The following is a 14,874-nucleotide window of genomic DNA, read 5'->3' on the forward strand; positions in this document are numbered from 1 at the left end:
ATAAAAGGCCCTAAGTTATCATTACTTAGGGCCTTTATTTAAACGGATATAGGTAGAACTAACGCTATACTATTAGCTAACCCATTACATTATGAAGCTCAAATAGCCCTGCAATATAATTAAGTTAACAATGTCAATAAAGAAGGCGCCAACAATAGGTACCACCATAAATGCTTGCGGTGAGGGCCCAGTTCGTGACACTAATGCGCCCATATTCATTACCGCCGTAGGCGTTGCCCCCATGCCAAAGCCACAATGTCCACCAGTAATAACGGCTGCATCATAATTCCTACCCATGACTTTAAACGTCACAAAATAGGCAAAAAAGGCCATCACGGCGGTTTGCACCAATAAGATAATGAGTAGGGGAATGGCTAAATCAAAAATTTCCCATAACTTTAAACTCATCAATGCCATAGACAAAAACAGTGATAACGAGACAGTACCAATTACATCAACACTTTCAGTATGAAGTTTATAACCACGGGTAAGTTCAGTAATGTTGGCGATTATTACCCCAAAGAAAAGGGCATACACAAAATCAGGCATTTTTAACCAAGCGACGTTAGATTGAGCAATCCAAGTGGCAAACCATTGAGCCCCTGTAATACACAACAAGAGTATAAATAAGGTTTCAATAATGGTTTTTGCCGTCACATGATCCTCTTCTAGCTGATCATAGGTGACTAAATGCGGATGTTCGGTATGATTTTTACGGCCAATGCCATAAGAAGAAACGAGATTATGTTTACTAATTAATCGCTGAGCAACAGGTCCACCAATTATCCCTCCCATGACTAAGCCAAAGGTTGCGGCAGCCATTGCAAATTCTAAGGTATTGATACCGTAACTATCGGCGAATGTTTGTGACCACGCAACGCCGGTGCCATGGCCACCAGAAAGTGTAATAGAGCCCGCGATAAGCCCCATGATGGGTTCAAGCCCTAATAGGCTGGCTAAACTAATACCTACTGCATTTTGAATAACGATATAAACCGACGCGACCCCCAAAAAGATGAAGACTTTTTTCCCACCACTGAGTAACAGTTTGTAGTTTGCAGAGAGGCCGATAGTGCTAAAGAACATCAGCATTAGGGTATTTTGCATTGAAAGGGAAAATACGAGAGTTATATTTTGGACATGCAGTATGGCAATCACGGCGGCGATAACTAACCCACCGACAATCGGTTCAGGGATATTATATTTTTTAAAAACAGGCACATGGCGATTGATAGAGTGGCCAATAAACAGGACGAAAATGGCAATTAAGAAAGACTCTAATTCGCCAATCGTATAAATCGTGTGCATAAAATTCCTTACAAATTTTTTGTGGGAATGACTCAATGCATAAACGCTATGAGACTGTCCCATCTAGTTATTAAGTACCTGCTAATACTTGGTGTTAAACGCTTGGTCGTAAAGACGGATCCTGTCAATCTCCTAGTGATGGAGAAGGATGAATAAGCGCGAATGTGAGCCGTATCGGGTTTACAGATCAGCATCGCCATATCAACCGATACTGAGGGTAAATTATGGGCATTAAGAGAGCCAATAACGGTGTTGCTGGGGTCAATACTGAGTGCTTAAAGAAAGGCGTTATGTGTCCATTTCTACGAACAATCGCAGAGGATTCTAACAGGATTTTTTTTATTTGTCGTTAAATCATCTTATAAATCATGATGTTGATAAAATGTTTTGTGACTGTTATGTAAAAATCCATTTATTAATTGCCGTGTGGGAGTTGTTTTTTATGGCAATAACGTCTTGTTAATTCTCTATTTATGCTAAGTACAGTTTGAATAATACAACGCTGCTCTACAGGTGAGTCATGAGCTTACAACGTCCATTAATGCAGGCTCAAGTTCATTAAATTGAAATTTAAAACCCGCCTCAAGCGCATGTTTGGGTATCACAAACTGTCCTTCTGTGAGTAACTCTGACATTTCGCCCATCGCTAATCGTAAGGCTAAAGGGGGCGTTGTAATGAGTGCGGGACGATTTAAAGCTTTGCCTAAAGCCTTGGCAAACACAGCATTACTGACAGGGTGTGGGGCTGTGGCATTAAATACCCCTTGGCAATGTTCTTGAGTGAGTAAAAATTGGATAAGTGAGACTAAATCGCTAACATGTATCCAGCTCATACCTTGGCGTCCATGACCTATTGGACCACCTAGGCCAAGCTTAAAAGGGGGTAACATTTTATCTAAAGCGCCGCCTTTACCCAGTACAATCCCGATACGAATAATACAAATACGGGTTTGTTCTGAGCTTGCCTCTTGCGCGGCTTGTTCCCATTTTTGACAGATGTCATGACTGAACTCGGCATGGGCTGCACTTGTTTCATCGAGCAGTTGATCATCATGTCGGCCGTAATAGCCAACAGCTGAACCGCTCACCATGACTTTAGGAGGGTTACTACTCTGCTTTATAAGCTGGGTTAATTTTGCCGTAATATCCCAGCGACTATCACAAATTCGCTGTTTTTGCGCCTTACTCCAGCGCTTAGCCACAATGGGTTCACCAGCGAGATTCACTATGGCATCAAGATGATTTAAGTGACTCAGTTCATCAAGACTCGTAAGGTAATGATGCTGATGACCCAAAACTTTTTGTGTTTGCGACACTGAACGAGTCACTAATGTCAGCTGATGATGTGGCGCTAATCGTTCAACAAGTTGACGCCCAATAAAACCGCTTGCGCCAGTGATCAGTATATTCATGTAACGTCTCTTATCTGTGAGCTTGAGGGTATATACCGTGTTATGGCCTGAAGCGATCACTTAGTTGGTATTTTTTACACCATTATTTTTGATAACATAATTCCATCGAGACAGAATCGGCAAAACGCAGGGCGTGGGGTTTATCGATTTCAACACTGGCAAACTCAACCCACTCGTGTTCGCTAGCGATAGCTAACGCTTGACTGGTAAGGTTTTCCAGTAATGAAAAACGGTTATGCTCAATCAGTTCGATGATTTTTTTAGTGATAGTGCGGTAATTGAGTGCATCTTCTACGTTATCGCTATTACGGGCTTGCGCGGCGCAATAATGGATCACAACATTGATGATCACGTCTTGACGATTTTGAATTTCATCATCTTTAATGCCGATAAAAGTGCGTAGTCTTAAATTTTTAATGCGTATAATCGCTGTTTCTGGTTTCATAATGGCAAATGACTATCTTAAGCTAAGGTGGCTGGGGTTTGGTTCTTACTCAGGTTAGCCTAACAATTTTATCTCAGAACAAGAAGGATTTTTAATACATGACACAACCCAATGCGCCCTTTGCTACTTATCGTGGCTTTGCGGTTATGGCCTTTGTAGTGATTATTTTGGCAGGGATTAAGACAGCGAGCCCCATTGTAGTACCGTTTGTACTGTCGAGCTTTCTGGCTGTGGTCTGTAATCCCGCCATTGGTTTAATGACCCGATTTCGTGTGCCTAAATGGCTTGCTGTAATACTGTTGATGGGTTTTATTGTGCTAATGGGCTTATGGTTAGCCTCGGTTGTTGGCAGTTCTATTAACGAATTTTCAACGCAATTGCCCCAATATCGAGTGCAATTAATCGAGCAATTTGAATGGATATTGAAAAAGTTAGATAACTTCAATATTCGTATTTCTAAGGATCAAGTCTTAGCCTATTTTGATCCTGGCATGGCCTTATCAATGACGACGAACATGCTGTCGGGTGTTGGTAATGTAATGGCGAATTTATTTCTGATCATTCTGACGATTGTGTTTATGTTGTTTGAGGCGCAATCGCTGCCTAAAAAATTACATTTGGCACTGGACGATCCCGATATGCGCTTACAGCAGATTGAGCGCTTTTTACAATCGGTTAATCAGTACATGGTGATCAAAACCTTAGTGAGTTTAGCTACAGCTATTATAGTGGGAGTGGGGTTGTCTATCATCGGCGTTGATTATGCGCTTTTATGGGCTGTTATCGCTTTTTTGTTTAATTACATTCCTAATATTGGTTCAATCATTGCCGCCATTCCTGCGGTGTTGTTGGCATTCATTCAGCTTGGCCCCGCAGCAGCGGGCGCGACCACACTGTTGTATGTGGGTGTCAACATGGTGATGGGCAATATGATTGAGCCTAAATTCATGGGCCGCGGTTTAGGGTTATCGACCTTAGTGGTGTTTTTATCGTTAATTTTTTGGGGCTGGTTATTGGGCTCGGTCGGCATGTTGCTGTCAGTGCCGTTGACTATGGTGGTAAAAATAGCCCTCGAATCGAGTAAAAGTGGTAAATGGTTAGCTATTTTATTATCGGACAATATCGAAGATGCCTACACCGCTAATAATCGGGTAAACGACACTTCGGCTGGTGATGAAGCCGATATCAGTACAAATGAGAGTAAGTAAGAAAAGATGCAAAGTTTTATACAAGCGTTAGCGACAATTGAGTTGGGTAGTGATGCGGTGCGCCTTTTCCACGGCCGCGGCGGGTATTATGCGGAGTGTGAACACCTCTGTTTAGATTGGTTTGCGCCAGTATTATTGCTGACCAGTTTTACTCCCTTAGAAGAAAGCGATTTAGCCGTTTGCCAGCAGGCCATTACGGAGCGTTGGCAAGTCATATGTCCTGATAACCCATTGAATCTTGTTTATCAATATCGCAGCGGGGGAGAGACGCACACCCAATTATTGCAGGGTGAAGTACCTGAGCCACACATTGTCAGTGAAAATGGGGCGCAATTTCAGGTACATCTAATGCGTGGACAAAACCACGGTTTATTTCTCGATATGGCTAATGGTCGCGAATGGGTTCGAGCGAATGCTCGCTATAAAAAAGTGCTTAATTTGTTTGCTTATACTTGTGGCTTCTCGGTCGCAGCATTGCAAGGTGGCGCCGATGAAGTGGTCAATATCGACATGAGTAAAGGTGCATTAAGTATCGGAAAACAGAATCATTTGCTAAATGGTTTTAGTGCGGGCGCACGTTTTTTACCCCATGACATTTTTAAATCTTGGGGCAAACTGAAAAAGCTTGGTCCCTATGACATCATAGTGGCTGATCCGCCGAGTAATCAAAAGGGCAGCTTTGTAGCGACCAAAGATTATGTGCGTTTAATTCGGCGGTTACCTGAGTTACTAGCCCAAAATGGTGAATTGTTGCTCTGTTTAAATGCGCCTGAACTCGATACTGCGTTTTTACGTCAACAAGTGGCTGATGCAGCGCCAACATTAGAATACATTACGCGACTGGATAATCCGCCAGCGTTTATAGATGTGTCCCAAGATAAGTCACTTAAGGTACTGCGCTATTGCAGGTCTGCTTCTGTTTAATAATATATTTAACTTTAACGGCCAGTATTTACTGGCCTTTTTTATGGGGCGAGCATACTCAGCAGAATATTAAATCAAGGTTGTAGGGGGGGAAGTCGTCATGATAATCATCAGTCGGCCCTACATTAAGTCTCGTTTGGTAGCATGCTTAGTATACAAAGATGAGTATTTTCAAGAGTGAATGTAGGTAATTGGTGAAAGTATTTCATTTTCTAATACGGCATTAAGCGCTTTTGGCGATAAATTACACTTAAAACCTATTTTATACAAAACGAAACTGAAAGTTTTCTGTAATTACTGTTTATGCTTTGATATACTGCTGTGCACGGAATATCCCTTTACTCAAAGGCAAAATGTCAGCATAGAAGGACATGCCTCTGCGACCTTACCCAATCAAGCTGGAGTTGTTATGGAAGTTCATGAATACGAAAATGCTTATTACCAAGTGAAAGACGATGTACTTGAGTCTTTACCTACACAAAGCGAAGAATAAGTCATTAAAGCATCATCGATTGCTATTACGTTGATGGTACTTATGAGTCGAAAGTAACAAAATAAACATATTGAAATAGCAACCTTGAGGTTGCTATTTTTTTGCCAAAATAGAGAGTAAACTAATTTAAAAATGCCGAAAGAGACTTTAAAGTGGCTTTTTTTCAATTGGTTAGCCGTTAACTTTGCGTTTTTCTGGCATGAGTTCGACAATAAGCCATTTGCCGCCGATTTTGTGTAGGCGTATGGTTCTATCATCAATCCAAGGTTGGCCGCCTTTCAGCCCTGTCATCTTCACGATCACCATGACGTCTTGAGTAAATCTGCGGAAGAAGTCGATATCAATATCATAAATTTCCATTTCGACATTGGTCATCGACAGACTTAGCATATTGCGCTGCACAGCGCTGGCAATATGATAATGGGTCAGCACTTGTTTGATTGGATCGTCAACATATTGCTTAGCTTGCTCTATATCACGGTCGAGATAAACCGCCTTAAAAAAGCCCAAGCTCACCTCTTCTGGTGTGAGTTGATATTCCTCTTTAGTTGCGTTATCACCACAGCCAACAAGAAACAATAAAGAAATAAAGAATAGTATTCGCATAAGTTTTATTTATTGGAATTTGTTTTGAGTATCGCGATTTTAGCTTGAATGTACAAGTGTTGTACTCATTGCCTATCGATGAGGAAATCAGTTGACTCAAGCATTATAGCTGTGGCATATAGTAAGGAACGGTTTAAAAAGGTTATCCACAAAAACTGTGGAAAACTATGTTGAAGACTTCAGTGATACTTTGTAAGTTACTGATATTGTCTTGCTTTATATGCTGGTTAAAAAGTGACGCATTTACTATTGTCGCGTAAACTCCCATTCAGTTGTGGATATTTTTCTAAGTTCACTTACCTTGTACATGTTACTTCTTCTAATTACTCTCGCATTTTTATCTCCAATATTTACTCTCTAGGTTTATCTGTTATGCCATTTACGCATTTGTGCGGGGTGTTAACGCTAAACGTAAATATAAAAAAAGCACGGGTATTAACCAGTGCTTTTAGTCAGTTTTTGCTATCAATATTGAGCAGTTTTAGCCTTTGGCGGCATCGTTTTGCGCTGCTTGTATCGCGGTTAAGGCGATAGTGTAGACAATATCATCGACTAGCGCACCGCGCGACAAATCGTTCACGGGTTTACGCATGCCTTGCAGCATAGGACCAATACTGATTAAGTCAGCGCTTCGCTGTACGGCTTTATAAGTCGTGTTACCAGTGTTGAGGTCTGGGAATACGAAAACAGTAGCTTGACCAGCGACTGGGCTATTCGGCGCCTTAGAGCGGGCAACATTTGGCATAACTGCCGCATCATATTGCAATGGACCATCAATGATAAGATCTGGGCGTTTTTCTTTAGCGATACGAGTCGCTTCCCGTACTTTATCGACATCAGAACCTGTGCCAGAGTTACCCGTTGAGTAACTGATCATCGCGACTCTTGGCTCGATACCGAACGCTTTAGCTGATTCTGCCGATTGGATAGCAATATCGGCAAGTTGCTCCGCGGTGGGATCGGGGTTAATCGCACAGTCACCGTAAACGAGTACTTGGTCTGGCATTAACATAAAGAAGATAGATGAGACTAAGCTTGAACCCGGCGCTGTTTTGATCAATTGCAGCGGTGGACGAATAGTATTGGCCGTGGTGTTAACTGCGCCAGAAACAATCCCGTCGACTTCGTCTTGAGCTAGCATCATAGTGCCAAGCACCATATTGTCTTCTAATTGCTCCCTGGCAACGACTTCAGTCAAGCCTTTGCTACGACGCAGTTCTAACATAGGCTCTACGTAACGGTCGCGTACTTCTTCTGGGTCGATAATAATAACGCCTTCACCTAACACCACATCTTGCTGTGCGGCGATACGTAAGATTTCATCTTTTTTACCTAAAAGCACACAGCGAGCAATACCACGTTCGGCGCAAATTGCCGCTGCTTTAATAGTACGCGGCTCATCACCTTCTGGCAGTACTACAGTCTTGTGGGCTGCGCGTGCAAGTTCGGTGAGTTTATAGCGAAAAGCTGGTGGCGATAGGCGGTGCTCACGGGGTAAATTTTTGGTAACGCTTTCAATCCATGTTTGATCAATGTGGCTGGCAACATAATCCTGCACGAGATCGACACGTACCGCATCATCAACAGGTACTTCGTGATCAAAACGTTGAATATTAAGCGATGTTTGCCAAGTGTTACTGTCAATTAAAAAGACTGGTAAGCCAGTTTCAAAGGCTTGCTCACACAGTTTAAGAATTTCAGGCTCTGGCTCATAACTACCCGTTAGCAGCAGAGCGCCAATCTTGACGCCATTCATGGCTGCAAGGCAGGCAGATACTATGACATCGGAGCGATCGCCCGAGGTGACAAGTAATGAATCCGTTTTAATATGGGTGACCATATTAGGGATGCTGCGCGCACAGAACGTCACTTTACGCAGGCGGCGGGTATGCATTTCACCGGCATTAAGAATGCGTGCACTTAAATGTTTGGCTAGATCAGAGGCGCGCGGTGCGACCAGATCAAGATTGTACGGCACGCTACCTAAGATACGCAGTGGGCTTTTACCAGGCAGTTGAAACATACTGGTGCTATCTGTGTATTGCATGCCTTGACTATCAAAGACTTCAGATAAGTCAGGGCGAGTGCGACCTTCTTCATCAACCGGTGCGCCAATCTTGTTGATTATAGCGCCAATCAGGCGTTTGTTGTTTTTTCCACCCCAAGAGTTATAGGCAATTTCGAGGCGATTCATTAACTCTGTTGAAGTATCGTTACCCGGTGTTGCAATAAAAATGACATCGGCATCCATGGCTTTGGCGATGGCATAGTTCACATCGTCAGCAAAGGGATGGTTACGGGTTGGCACTAAACCTTCGACAATTAATGTTTCAGTATTACTGGCGCAATCGGCTGCACGGGCAATGATTTGTTCCATTAATACGTCGGTTTGGTCGGCACGAATTAAGGCCTCCGCATGAGCCATGTCAAAGGGTTCTAGCGGATTAACCGTCGGCGATTTACTGAGAATAGTGGTTGAGCGTTCAGGGCCGATATCGTTAGGTCTAAGCTGGGAAATGGGTTTAAAAAACTGAACCTTAACCCCGTGGCGCTCCAATGCGCGAACCATCCCAAGGCTTAAAGAAGTTAGGCCTACGCCTATACCAATGGGAATTAACATAATATTACGAGACATAAAAACCTCTAGTTTCGACGTTTTTGGGCAGAATAGTTTCTGCAAATTAGCTTATGAATACATGAGTTAAGCGCTAAGCCGTATGAATTATAAGGCTTAGCTCTATTTTATTGATTGATTAGTTTAATTGAATCTTCAGCGATAACCCATTCTTCATTTGTTGGGATCACCATGGCAATCGTGCCTTTATCTTGAGTAATAATGCCTTTCTTGCCAAAACGGGCCGCTTTGTTACGTTCGCTATCGATATGGAAATTAAATATTTCCAGCATGTTTAATACTTTTTCACGAATTAAATCTGAGTTTTCACCAATACCACCTGTGAACACTACGGCATCTAAACGCCCAAGTGGCACAGTATAAGAGGCAATGTATTTGGCTAAACGGTAACAGAAGATTTCTAAGGCTAATGTCGCACCTTTATGGCCGTCAGCGTAACCTTCTTCGATGCCGCGGCAATCGTTAGTCAGCTCAGAAATACCTAGCAGACCACTTTGCTTGTTCATCAGGTTATTGACTTCTTCTAGGGTGTAACCCAGTTGATGTACTAAATGATAGATAATTGAAGGGTCTATATCGCCACAGCGTGTGCCCATAACCAAACCTTCTAATGGGGTTAAGCCCATAGAAGTGTCAACACTTTTGCCGCCTTTAATCGCTGTTACTGATGCGCCGTTGCCTAAGTGAGCACAGATAACGTTAGTATCTTCGATAGGCTTATGGAGCATTTTTGCTGCTTCACGGCTGACAAATAAATGGCTGGTGCCATGCATGCCATAACGACGGATGCCGTGCTCGCGATACAATTTGTAGGGAAGGGCGTAAATATAGGCGTGGTCTGGCATGCTTTGGTGAAAAGCGGTATCAAATACTGCAACCTGTGGCAATTTAGGGAAAGAGGCAATAGCTGCGCGGATGCCAATGAGGTGAGCAGGATTGTGCAGTGGTGCTAATGAGGCACAATCTTCGATACCTTTAATCACGCTTTCATCAATGATCATAGAGCGCGTAAATTTTTCGCCGCCGTGAACGATACGATGGCCAACTGCTTGAATTTTTGCGGCTAATTCTGGTTGCTCTGCAAGAATTTTATTAACAATGTATTCAACCGCTTCACGGTGAGCTGTAAATGCACCTAAGGCAGCTTCGTGTTTTTCGCCGTCGATTTTCCATTTAATACGAGAGTTTTCTAAGCCAAAACATTCAGCTAATCCGGATATTTTATCGTCACCTGTTTGTGCGTCAATGACTGCAAATTTGAGAGAAGAGCTACCGCAATTGAGAACTAAAACCAGTTTATTAGACATGTGTAAACCCTTTGCTATTGTATTTAAAATAACGATTCAAAAAAGTCAGGATCTGCAGTGTTTTTTACCGTAACGGTCTGGGGCGATTTGCCAGATTGTGCTATGGTAAAGCAGTGTTCCAATTAATTGTTGTAGGTGTCTAACGTTGAGTATTAAGCATTGAGTATCAAAATTCTCAAAACTTTAGGGGACGGTCATCGCTATATGAAGACTTGGCCCATGGCTAGACAACTGGGTTTTTATTTCCCTGAGTATCGGGTTGTCCGAGCCACTCAGTTAGCCATACTAGTCATGCCAGTACTGGCGATTTTTGTGAGCATAAGCCAGCTATATATCCATGGTTGGGCATTTCTGCCCCAAGCGGCTACGCTCGGTTTATTCTTTGTTAGCCTGCCGTTACAGGGCTTATTGTGGTTAGGCTGGCGTGCGCGCCATCCTCTACCGTTATCATTGTTCGACTGGAGCAACCAGCTCAGTGCTAAGTTGTCTTCCATGGGGATCAATTGCCAAACCTTAGGTGCTAAGGCCTGTTATCTTGATATGGCACTGATTTTAAAAATAGCCTTTGAACGTTTAGATAGCAGTTATTGGGAAGAGCTTTAAGCCTTATCCATATGAGCTATTTTGTCATCGTCAATTAATAAATCGCGTTAATCCCTTGTTTTACAAATACCGCTTTGATTTTTTCCATGGTTTCTCGACTCGGAGGCGATACTCCATCGAGTTGGTAGCGCTCACCCATGGCTTCCCACTTGTGTTTACCTAATTCGTGATAGGGTAGTAACTCTACCTTTTCAATGTTTTTCATCGGTTTGATAAACTCTGCCAGTTGTAATGCCGATGCTTCATCATTGGTAAAGCCATCTAATACCACATAGCGTATCCAAGTTGGTTGATTACGTTTTGCCAAGTATTGCGCAAATTCCAGCGTTCTGTGGTTACTGACTTTGGTTAACTCAATATGCTTGTCATCATTCATATGTTTGATGTCCAGTAGTACTAAGTCTGTGTTATCGAGTAACTCATCAATCACTGGCGTGTACTTACGCACAAAACCATTAGTGTCTAAACAGGTATGGATCCCTTCTTTTTTGCAGGCTGCGAATAATTCAGCAACGAATTCGGCCTGTAAAATGGCTTCACCTCCGCTGGCAGTCACGCCGCCATTGCTGGCATCAAGAAAAGGTCGATAGCTGATGATTTGGCTCATGAGCTCATCGACTCTAACTTCTTTACCGCCATCAAGATCCCAAGTGTCACGGTTGTGGCAATACTGGCAGCGCATTAAACAGCCTTGCATAAAGGTTATGAACCGTATGCCTGGACCATCGACTGTGCCAAAGGATTCCACCGAATGGACTCGACCAATAACTGCCATTGTGACTCCTGTTTTAATTAAGTAGGCTATAGCATTAGTTTACTATAGCCCTGCCTAATTTAGCTTATAGACCTTTAGTAAATGTACGCGTGATCACATCTTGCTGCTGTTCTGGTGTGAGTGAGTTGAAACGCACTGCATAACCAGAAACACGTATGGTCAGTTGTGGATACTTTTCTGGATGCTTAATGGCATCTTCAAGCATTTCACGGTTCATCACGTTGACGTTTAAGTGTTGGCCGCCTTCTTTTTTGTCATTGTGGTCGAAGTATCCGTCCATCAATGCCGCTAAGTTGGTCCGGCGAGCATCATCCTCTTTACCCAGCGCGTTTGGCACGATTGAGAAGGTATAAGAGATACCGTCTTGAGCGTGGGCAAACGGTAGTTTAGCGACTGAGGTTAATGAGGCGATTGCACCATTTTCATCACGTCCATGCATGGGGTTTGCACCCGGTGCAAATGGCGCACCTGAACGACGACCATCTGGTGTGTTACCGGTTTTCTTACCATAAACTACGTTTGAGGTGATAGTCAGAATCGACTGTGTTGGGATCGCATTGCGATACATTTTACGGTCACGAATTTTCGCCATAAAACGTTCAACTAAGTCACAGGCGATATCATCAACACGTGGGTCGTTGTTACCAAATTTTGGATAGTCACCACTGATGTCGAAATCGACTGCAATACCATTTTCATCACGAACCGGTTTTACGGTAGCGAATTTGATGGCTGACAGTGAGTCGGCTGCGATAGATAAACCCGCAATACCACAAGCCATAGTGCGACGAACGTCTCTGTCGTGTAGCGCCATTAGGGCCGCTTCGTAAGAGTACTTGTCGTGCATGTAGTGGATTGAGTTCAGTGCTGTGACATATTGCGTTGCTAACCAATCCATTAGGCCATCTAAACGATTCATCACGTCATCAAAGTTAAGCACTTCATCGGTGATCATATCGGCTTTAGGTGCAATTTGGATTTTCAGCTTTTCGTCCATACCGCCGTTAATGGCATACAGCATGGTTTTGGCTAAGTTAGCGCGGGCACCGAAGAACTGCATGTGTTTACCCACAACCATCGGGCTTACACAACAGGCGATAGCATAATCGTCTGATTGGAAGTCTGGACGCATTAAGTCATCGTTTTCGTATTGGATTGAGCTAGTGTCGATAGATACCTTGGCGCAATACTCTTTGAAACCAACTGGGAGTTGTTTTGACCACAATACGGTGATGTTTGGCTCTGGACTTGGACCCATAGTGTAAAGGGTGTTCAAGAAACGGAAGCTTGATTTAGTCACTAACGTACGGCCATCTAAGCCCATGCCGCCGATAGATTCTGTCGCCCAAATTGGGTCGCCAGAGAATAATTCATCGTATTCTGGAGTACGTAGGAAACGCACCATACGTAATTTCATCACGAAATGGTCAATCATTTCCTGAGCTTGTTGCTCAGTTAAGGTGCCATTTTTCAGATCGCGTTCAATATAAATATCGAGGAATGAAGAGGTACGGCCTAATGACATCGCTGCGCCATTTTGGCTCTTCACTGCGGCTAAATAGCCGAAGTAAGTCCATTGGATCGCTTCTTGTGCAGTGGTTGCTGGGAGTGAAATATCACAGCCATATTTAGCGGCCATTTTTTTCATTTGGCCCAAAGCACGGTGTTGCTCGGCAATTTCTTCACGTAATTGGATCACGTTAGATAATTCTTCACCTGCTTCAAACTGCGCTTGCAGTGAACCAAATTGGGCAAACTTATCTTTCATTAAATAATCGATACCGTAAAGCGCCACGCGGCGATAGTCACCAATGATACGGCCACGGCCGTAGGCATCGGGTAAACCGGTAAGAATACCGGATTTACGGCAAGCCATAATTTCAGGGGTGTAAACATCGAACACGCCTTGGTTATGGGTTTTACGCAGTTCTGAATAGATGTATTTAACGTCTTCATCTAGCACGCGGTCGTAGGCAGCGCATGAGCTTTCCACCATACGAATACCACCGTTAGGCAACATAGCGCGTTTTAGCGGCGCATCTGTTTGTAAGCCAACGATAGTTTCTAATTCTTTGTTGATGTAGCCAGCGTCGTGAGAGGTGATGGTAGAGACCATCTTAGTATCGAAATCAACAGGCGCGTGGGTACGGTTTTCCTGCTTGATACCGTCCATGACTTTGTCCCACAATTTTGTGGTTGCGTCAGTGGCACCGGCGAGGAATGATTCATTACCTTCAAACGGAGTGTAGTTTTGTTGGATAAAGTCGCGGACATTGACTTCAGATTTCCAATCGCCAGGAGTAAAGCCTTCCCATGCGTTGGCAAACAGTTCAGTTTTTTCGGTCATCGTACTAATACCTTCTGGTTAAGATAAAGGTTACTGGCGATCAGCGTGAAGCGATGCTGAGTATAAGCCAATAGCTAATTCCTGAAATAAAGCTCCCTTCATGATGACGCCCTATGATGGGAACTGGATTGTGAAGTGCGTGTTACTTTATAAACGCCGCCATTTCAACAGTCTGTCTATTGATACCCGATAAGATGACAAAGATTCGCTTACTGCTACTATCGGTTACCGATGATTCTTTTTAATTGGTAAGACCAATTGCCCATACGCATGTTAGCATAGGTCACCGACTATCACATCTTAAAGGGAATAGTTTGTGGTTGGTTAATCCTAAATTTGTTAGCTAGGTAACATTTATTGGCCACTATAAGGATTACAGCACGCTTTTTAACGTACTGTGACATTCGAATTGTGCAGGGTTTAAATTCAACACGCACAGATTACTGTAATCTAATGTCTCTTTTTATTGAGGATAAATCTATCCTCGTATAGGTTGATTTTTGATTGGATAGAGTGATTACCCGATCCTGCAATTATGCATTGAGTCGATTGTGTGAAATTAGCAGGTTATTAAGCATTTTTAGGGAATATTGATGTTGCAGTGCTGCGCTTTTAGTGATTGGTTAGTTAATCAATATATTGAAATATCATTGCTCGTTTACGAGTTAGCATGCGTTATAATCTATAAAATTCAATCGTTAACTATTTATCTTTCCTAGTTTAAGCCGCCAATATGCCCCAGTTAATCCCCCCTTATCTTTAACGGTACTTTTGCTAAGTCGTGGATGATTTGACGACCCTCCGTAGGGAT

11 protein-coding genes are annotated in these 14,874 nt (G+C 43.0%); 3 read left to right on the forward strand and 8 right to left on the reverse strand.

What is annotated here, in order from left to right:
• Nucleotides 1–84: 84 nt before the first annotated feature.
• The 3 genes from gltS to folX form a co-directional block, all read right to left on the reverse strand.
• Entirely contained in the window at nt 85–1,308 is a 1,224-nt protein-coding gene (gene gltS / locus L2717_RS12335) for a sodium/glutamate symporter (RefSeq protein ID WP_220774826.1), read from the reverse strand.
• A gap of 518 nt (nt 1,309–1,826) precedes the next feature.
• A complete protein-coding gene (locus L2717_RS12340; RefSeq protein ID WP_220774827.1) occupies nt 1,827–2,720 on the reverse strand; it encodes a TIGR01777 family oxidoreductase in 894 nt (297 codons plus the stop codon).
• A gap of 82 nt (nt 2,721–2,802) precedes the next feature.
• Complete coding sequence (gene folX / locus L2717_RS12345) at nt 2,803–3,165, reverse strand: dihydroneopterin triphosphate 2'-epimerase (protein WP_220774828.1); 363 nt, start codon at nt 3,163–3,165, stop codon at nt 2,803–2,805.
• Between the two features lie 98 nt (nt 3,166–3,263).
• Between folX and L2717_RS12350 the strand changes: the two genes are divergently transcribed.
• Together L2717_RS12350 and L2717_RS12355 are read left to right on the forward strand one after the other, a co-directional pair.
• Entirely contained in the window at nt 3,264–4,373 is a 1,110-nt protein-coding gene (locus L2717_RS12350) for an AI-2E family transporter (RefSeq protein WP_220774829.1), read from the forward strand.
• A gap of 6 nt (nt 4,374–4,379) precedes the next feature.
• Nucleotides 4,380–5,297 (forward strand): class I SAM-dependent methyltransferase, encoded by a 918-nt coding sequence (locus tag L2717_RS12355; RefSeq protein WP_220774830.1) that lies wholly within the window; start codon nt 4,380–4,382, stop codon nt 5,295–5,297.
• Between the two features lie 664 nt (nt 5,298–5,961).
• Here the strand turns inward: L2717_RS12355 and L2717_RS12360 are convergent.
• The 3 genes from L2717_RS12360 to ackA form a co-directional block, all read right to left on the reverse strand.
• Nucleotides 5,962–6,396 carry a nuclear transport factor 2 family protein gene (locus tag L2717_RS12360; RefSeq protein ID WP_220774831.1) on the reverse strand — a complete coding sequence of 145 codons (435 nt, stop codon included), beginning with the start codon at nt 6,394–6,396 and terminating at the stop codon, nt 5,962–5,964.
• 481 nt (nt 6,397–6,877) lie between these two features.
• Nucleotides 6,878–9,031 (reverse strand): phosphate acetyltransferase, encoded by a 2,154-nt coding sequence (gene pta, locus L2717_RS12365; protein WP_220775093.1) that lies wholly within the window; start codon nt 9,029–9,031, stop codon nt 6,878–6,880.
• A gap of 107 nt (nt 9,032–9,138) precedes the next feature.
• Entirely contained in the window at nt 9,139–10,338 is a 1,200-nt protein-coding gene (gene ackA, locus L2717_RS12370; protein WP_248938063.1) for an acetate kinase, read from the reverse strand.
• 159 nt (nt 10,339–10,497) lie between these two features.
• Between ackA and yfbV the strand changes: the two genes are divergently transcribed.
• Nucleotides 10,498–10,941, forward strand: a complete 444-nt coding sequence (yfbV, locus tag L2717_RS12375; RefSeq protein ID WP_220774912.1) for a terminus macrodomain insulation protein YfbV — start codon at nt 10,498–10,500, stop codon at nt 10,939–10,941.
• A 34-nt stretch (nt 10,942–10,975) separates the two neighbouring features.
• Here the strand turns inward: yfbV and pflA are convergent, their stop codons facing one another.
• Together pflA and pflB are read right to left on the reverse strand one after the other, a co-directional pair.
• Entirely contained in the window at nt 10,976–11,716 is a 741-nt protein-coding gene (pflA, locus tag L2717_RS12380; protein ID WP_220774911.1) for a pyruvate formate lyase 1-activating protein, read from the reverse strand.
• Between the two features lie 64 nt (nt 11,717–11,780).
• The gene (pflB, locus tag L2717_RS12385; protein WP_220774910.1) at nt 11,781–14,063 is read right to left on the reverse strand and encodes a formate C-acetyltransferase; all 2,283 of its coding nucleotides are present in this window, start codon (nt 14,061–14,063) and stop codon (nt 11,781–11,783) included.
• Nucleotides 14,064–14,874: the final 811 nt, after the last annotated feature.

The organism is Shewanella glacialipiscicola (genome assembly GCF_023283485.1).
GTDB lineage: Bacteria > Pseudomonadota > Gammaproteobacteria > Enterobacterales > Shewanellaceae > Shewanella > Shewanella glacialipiscicola.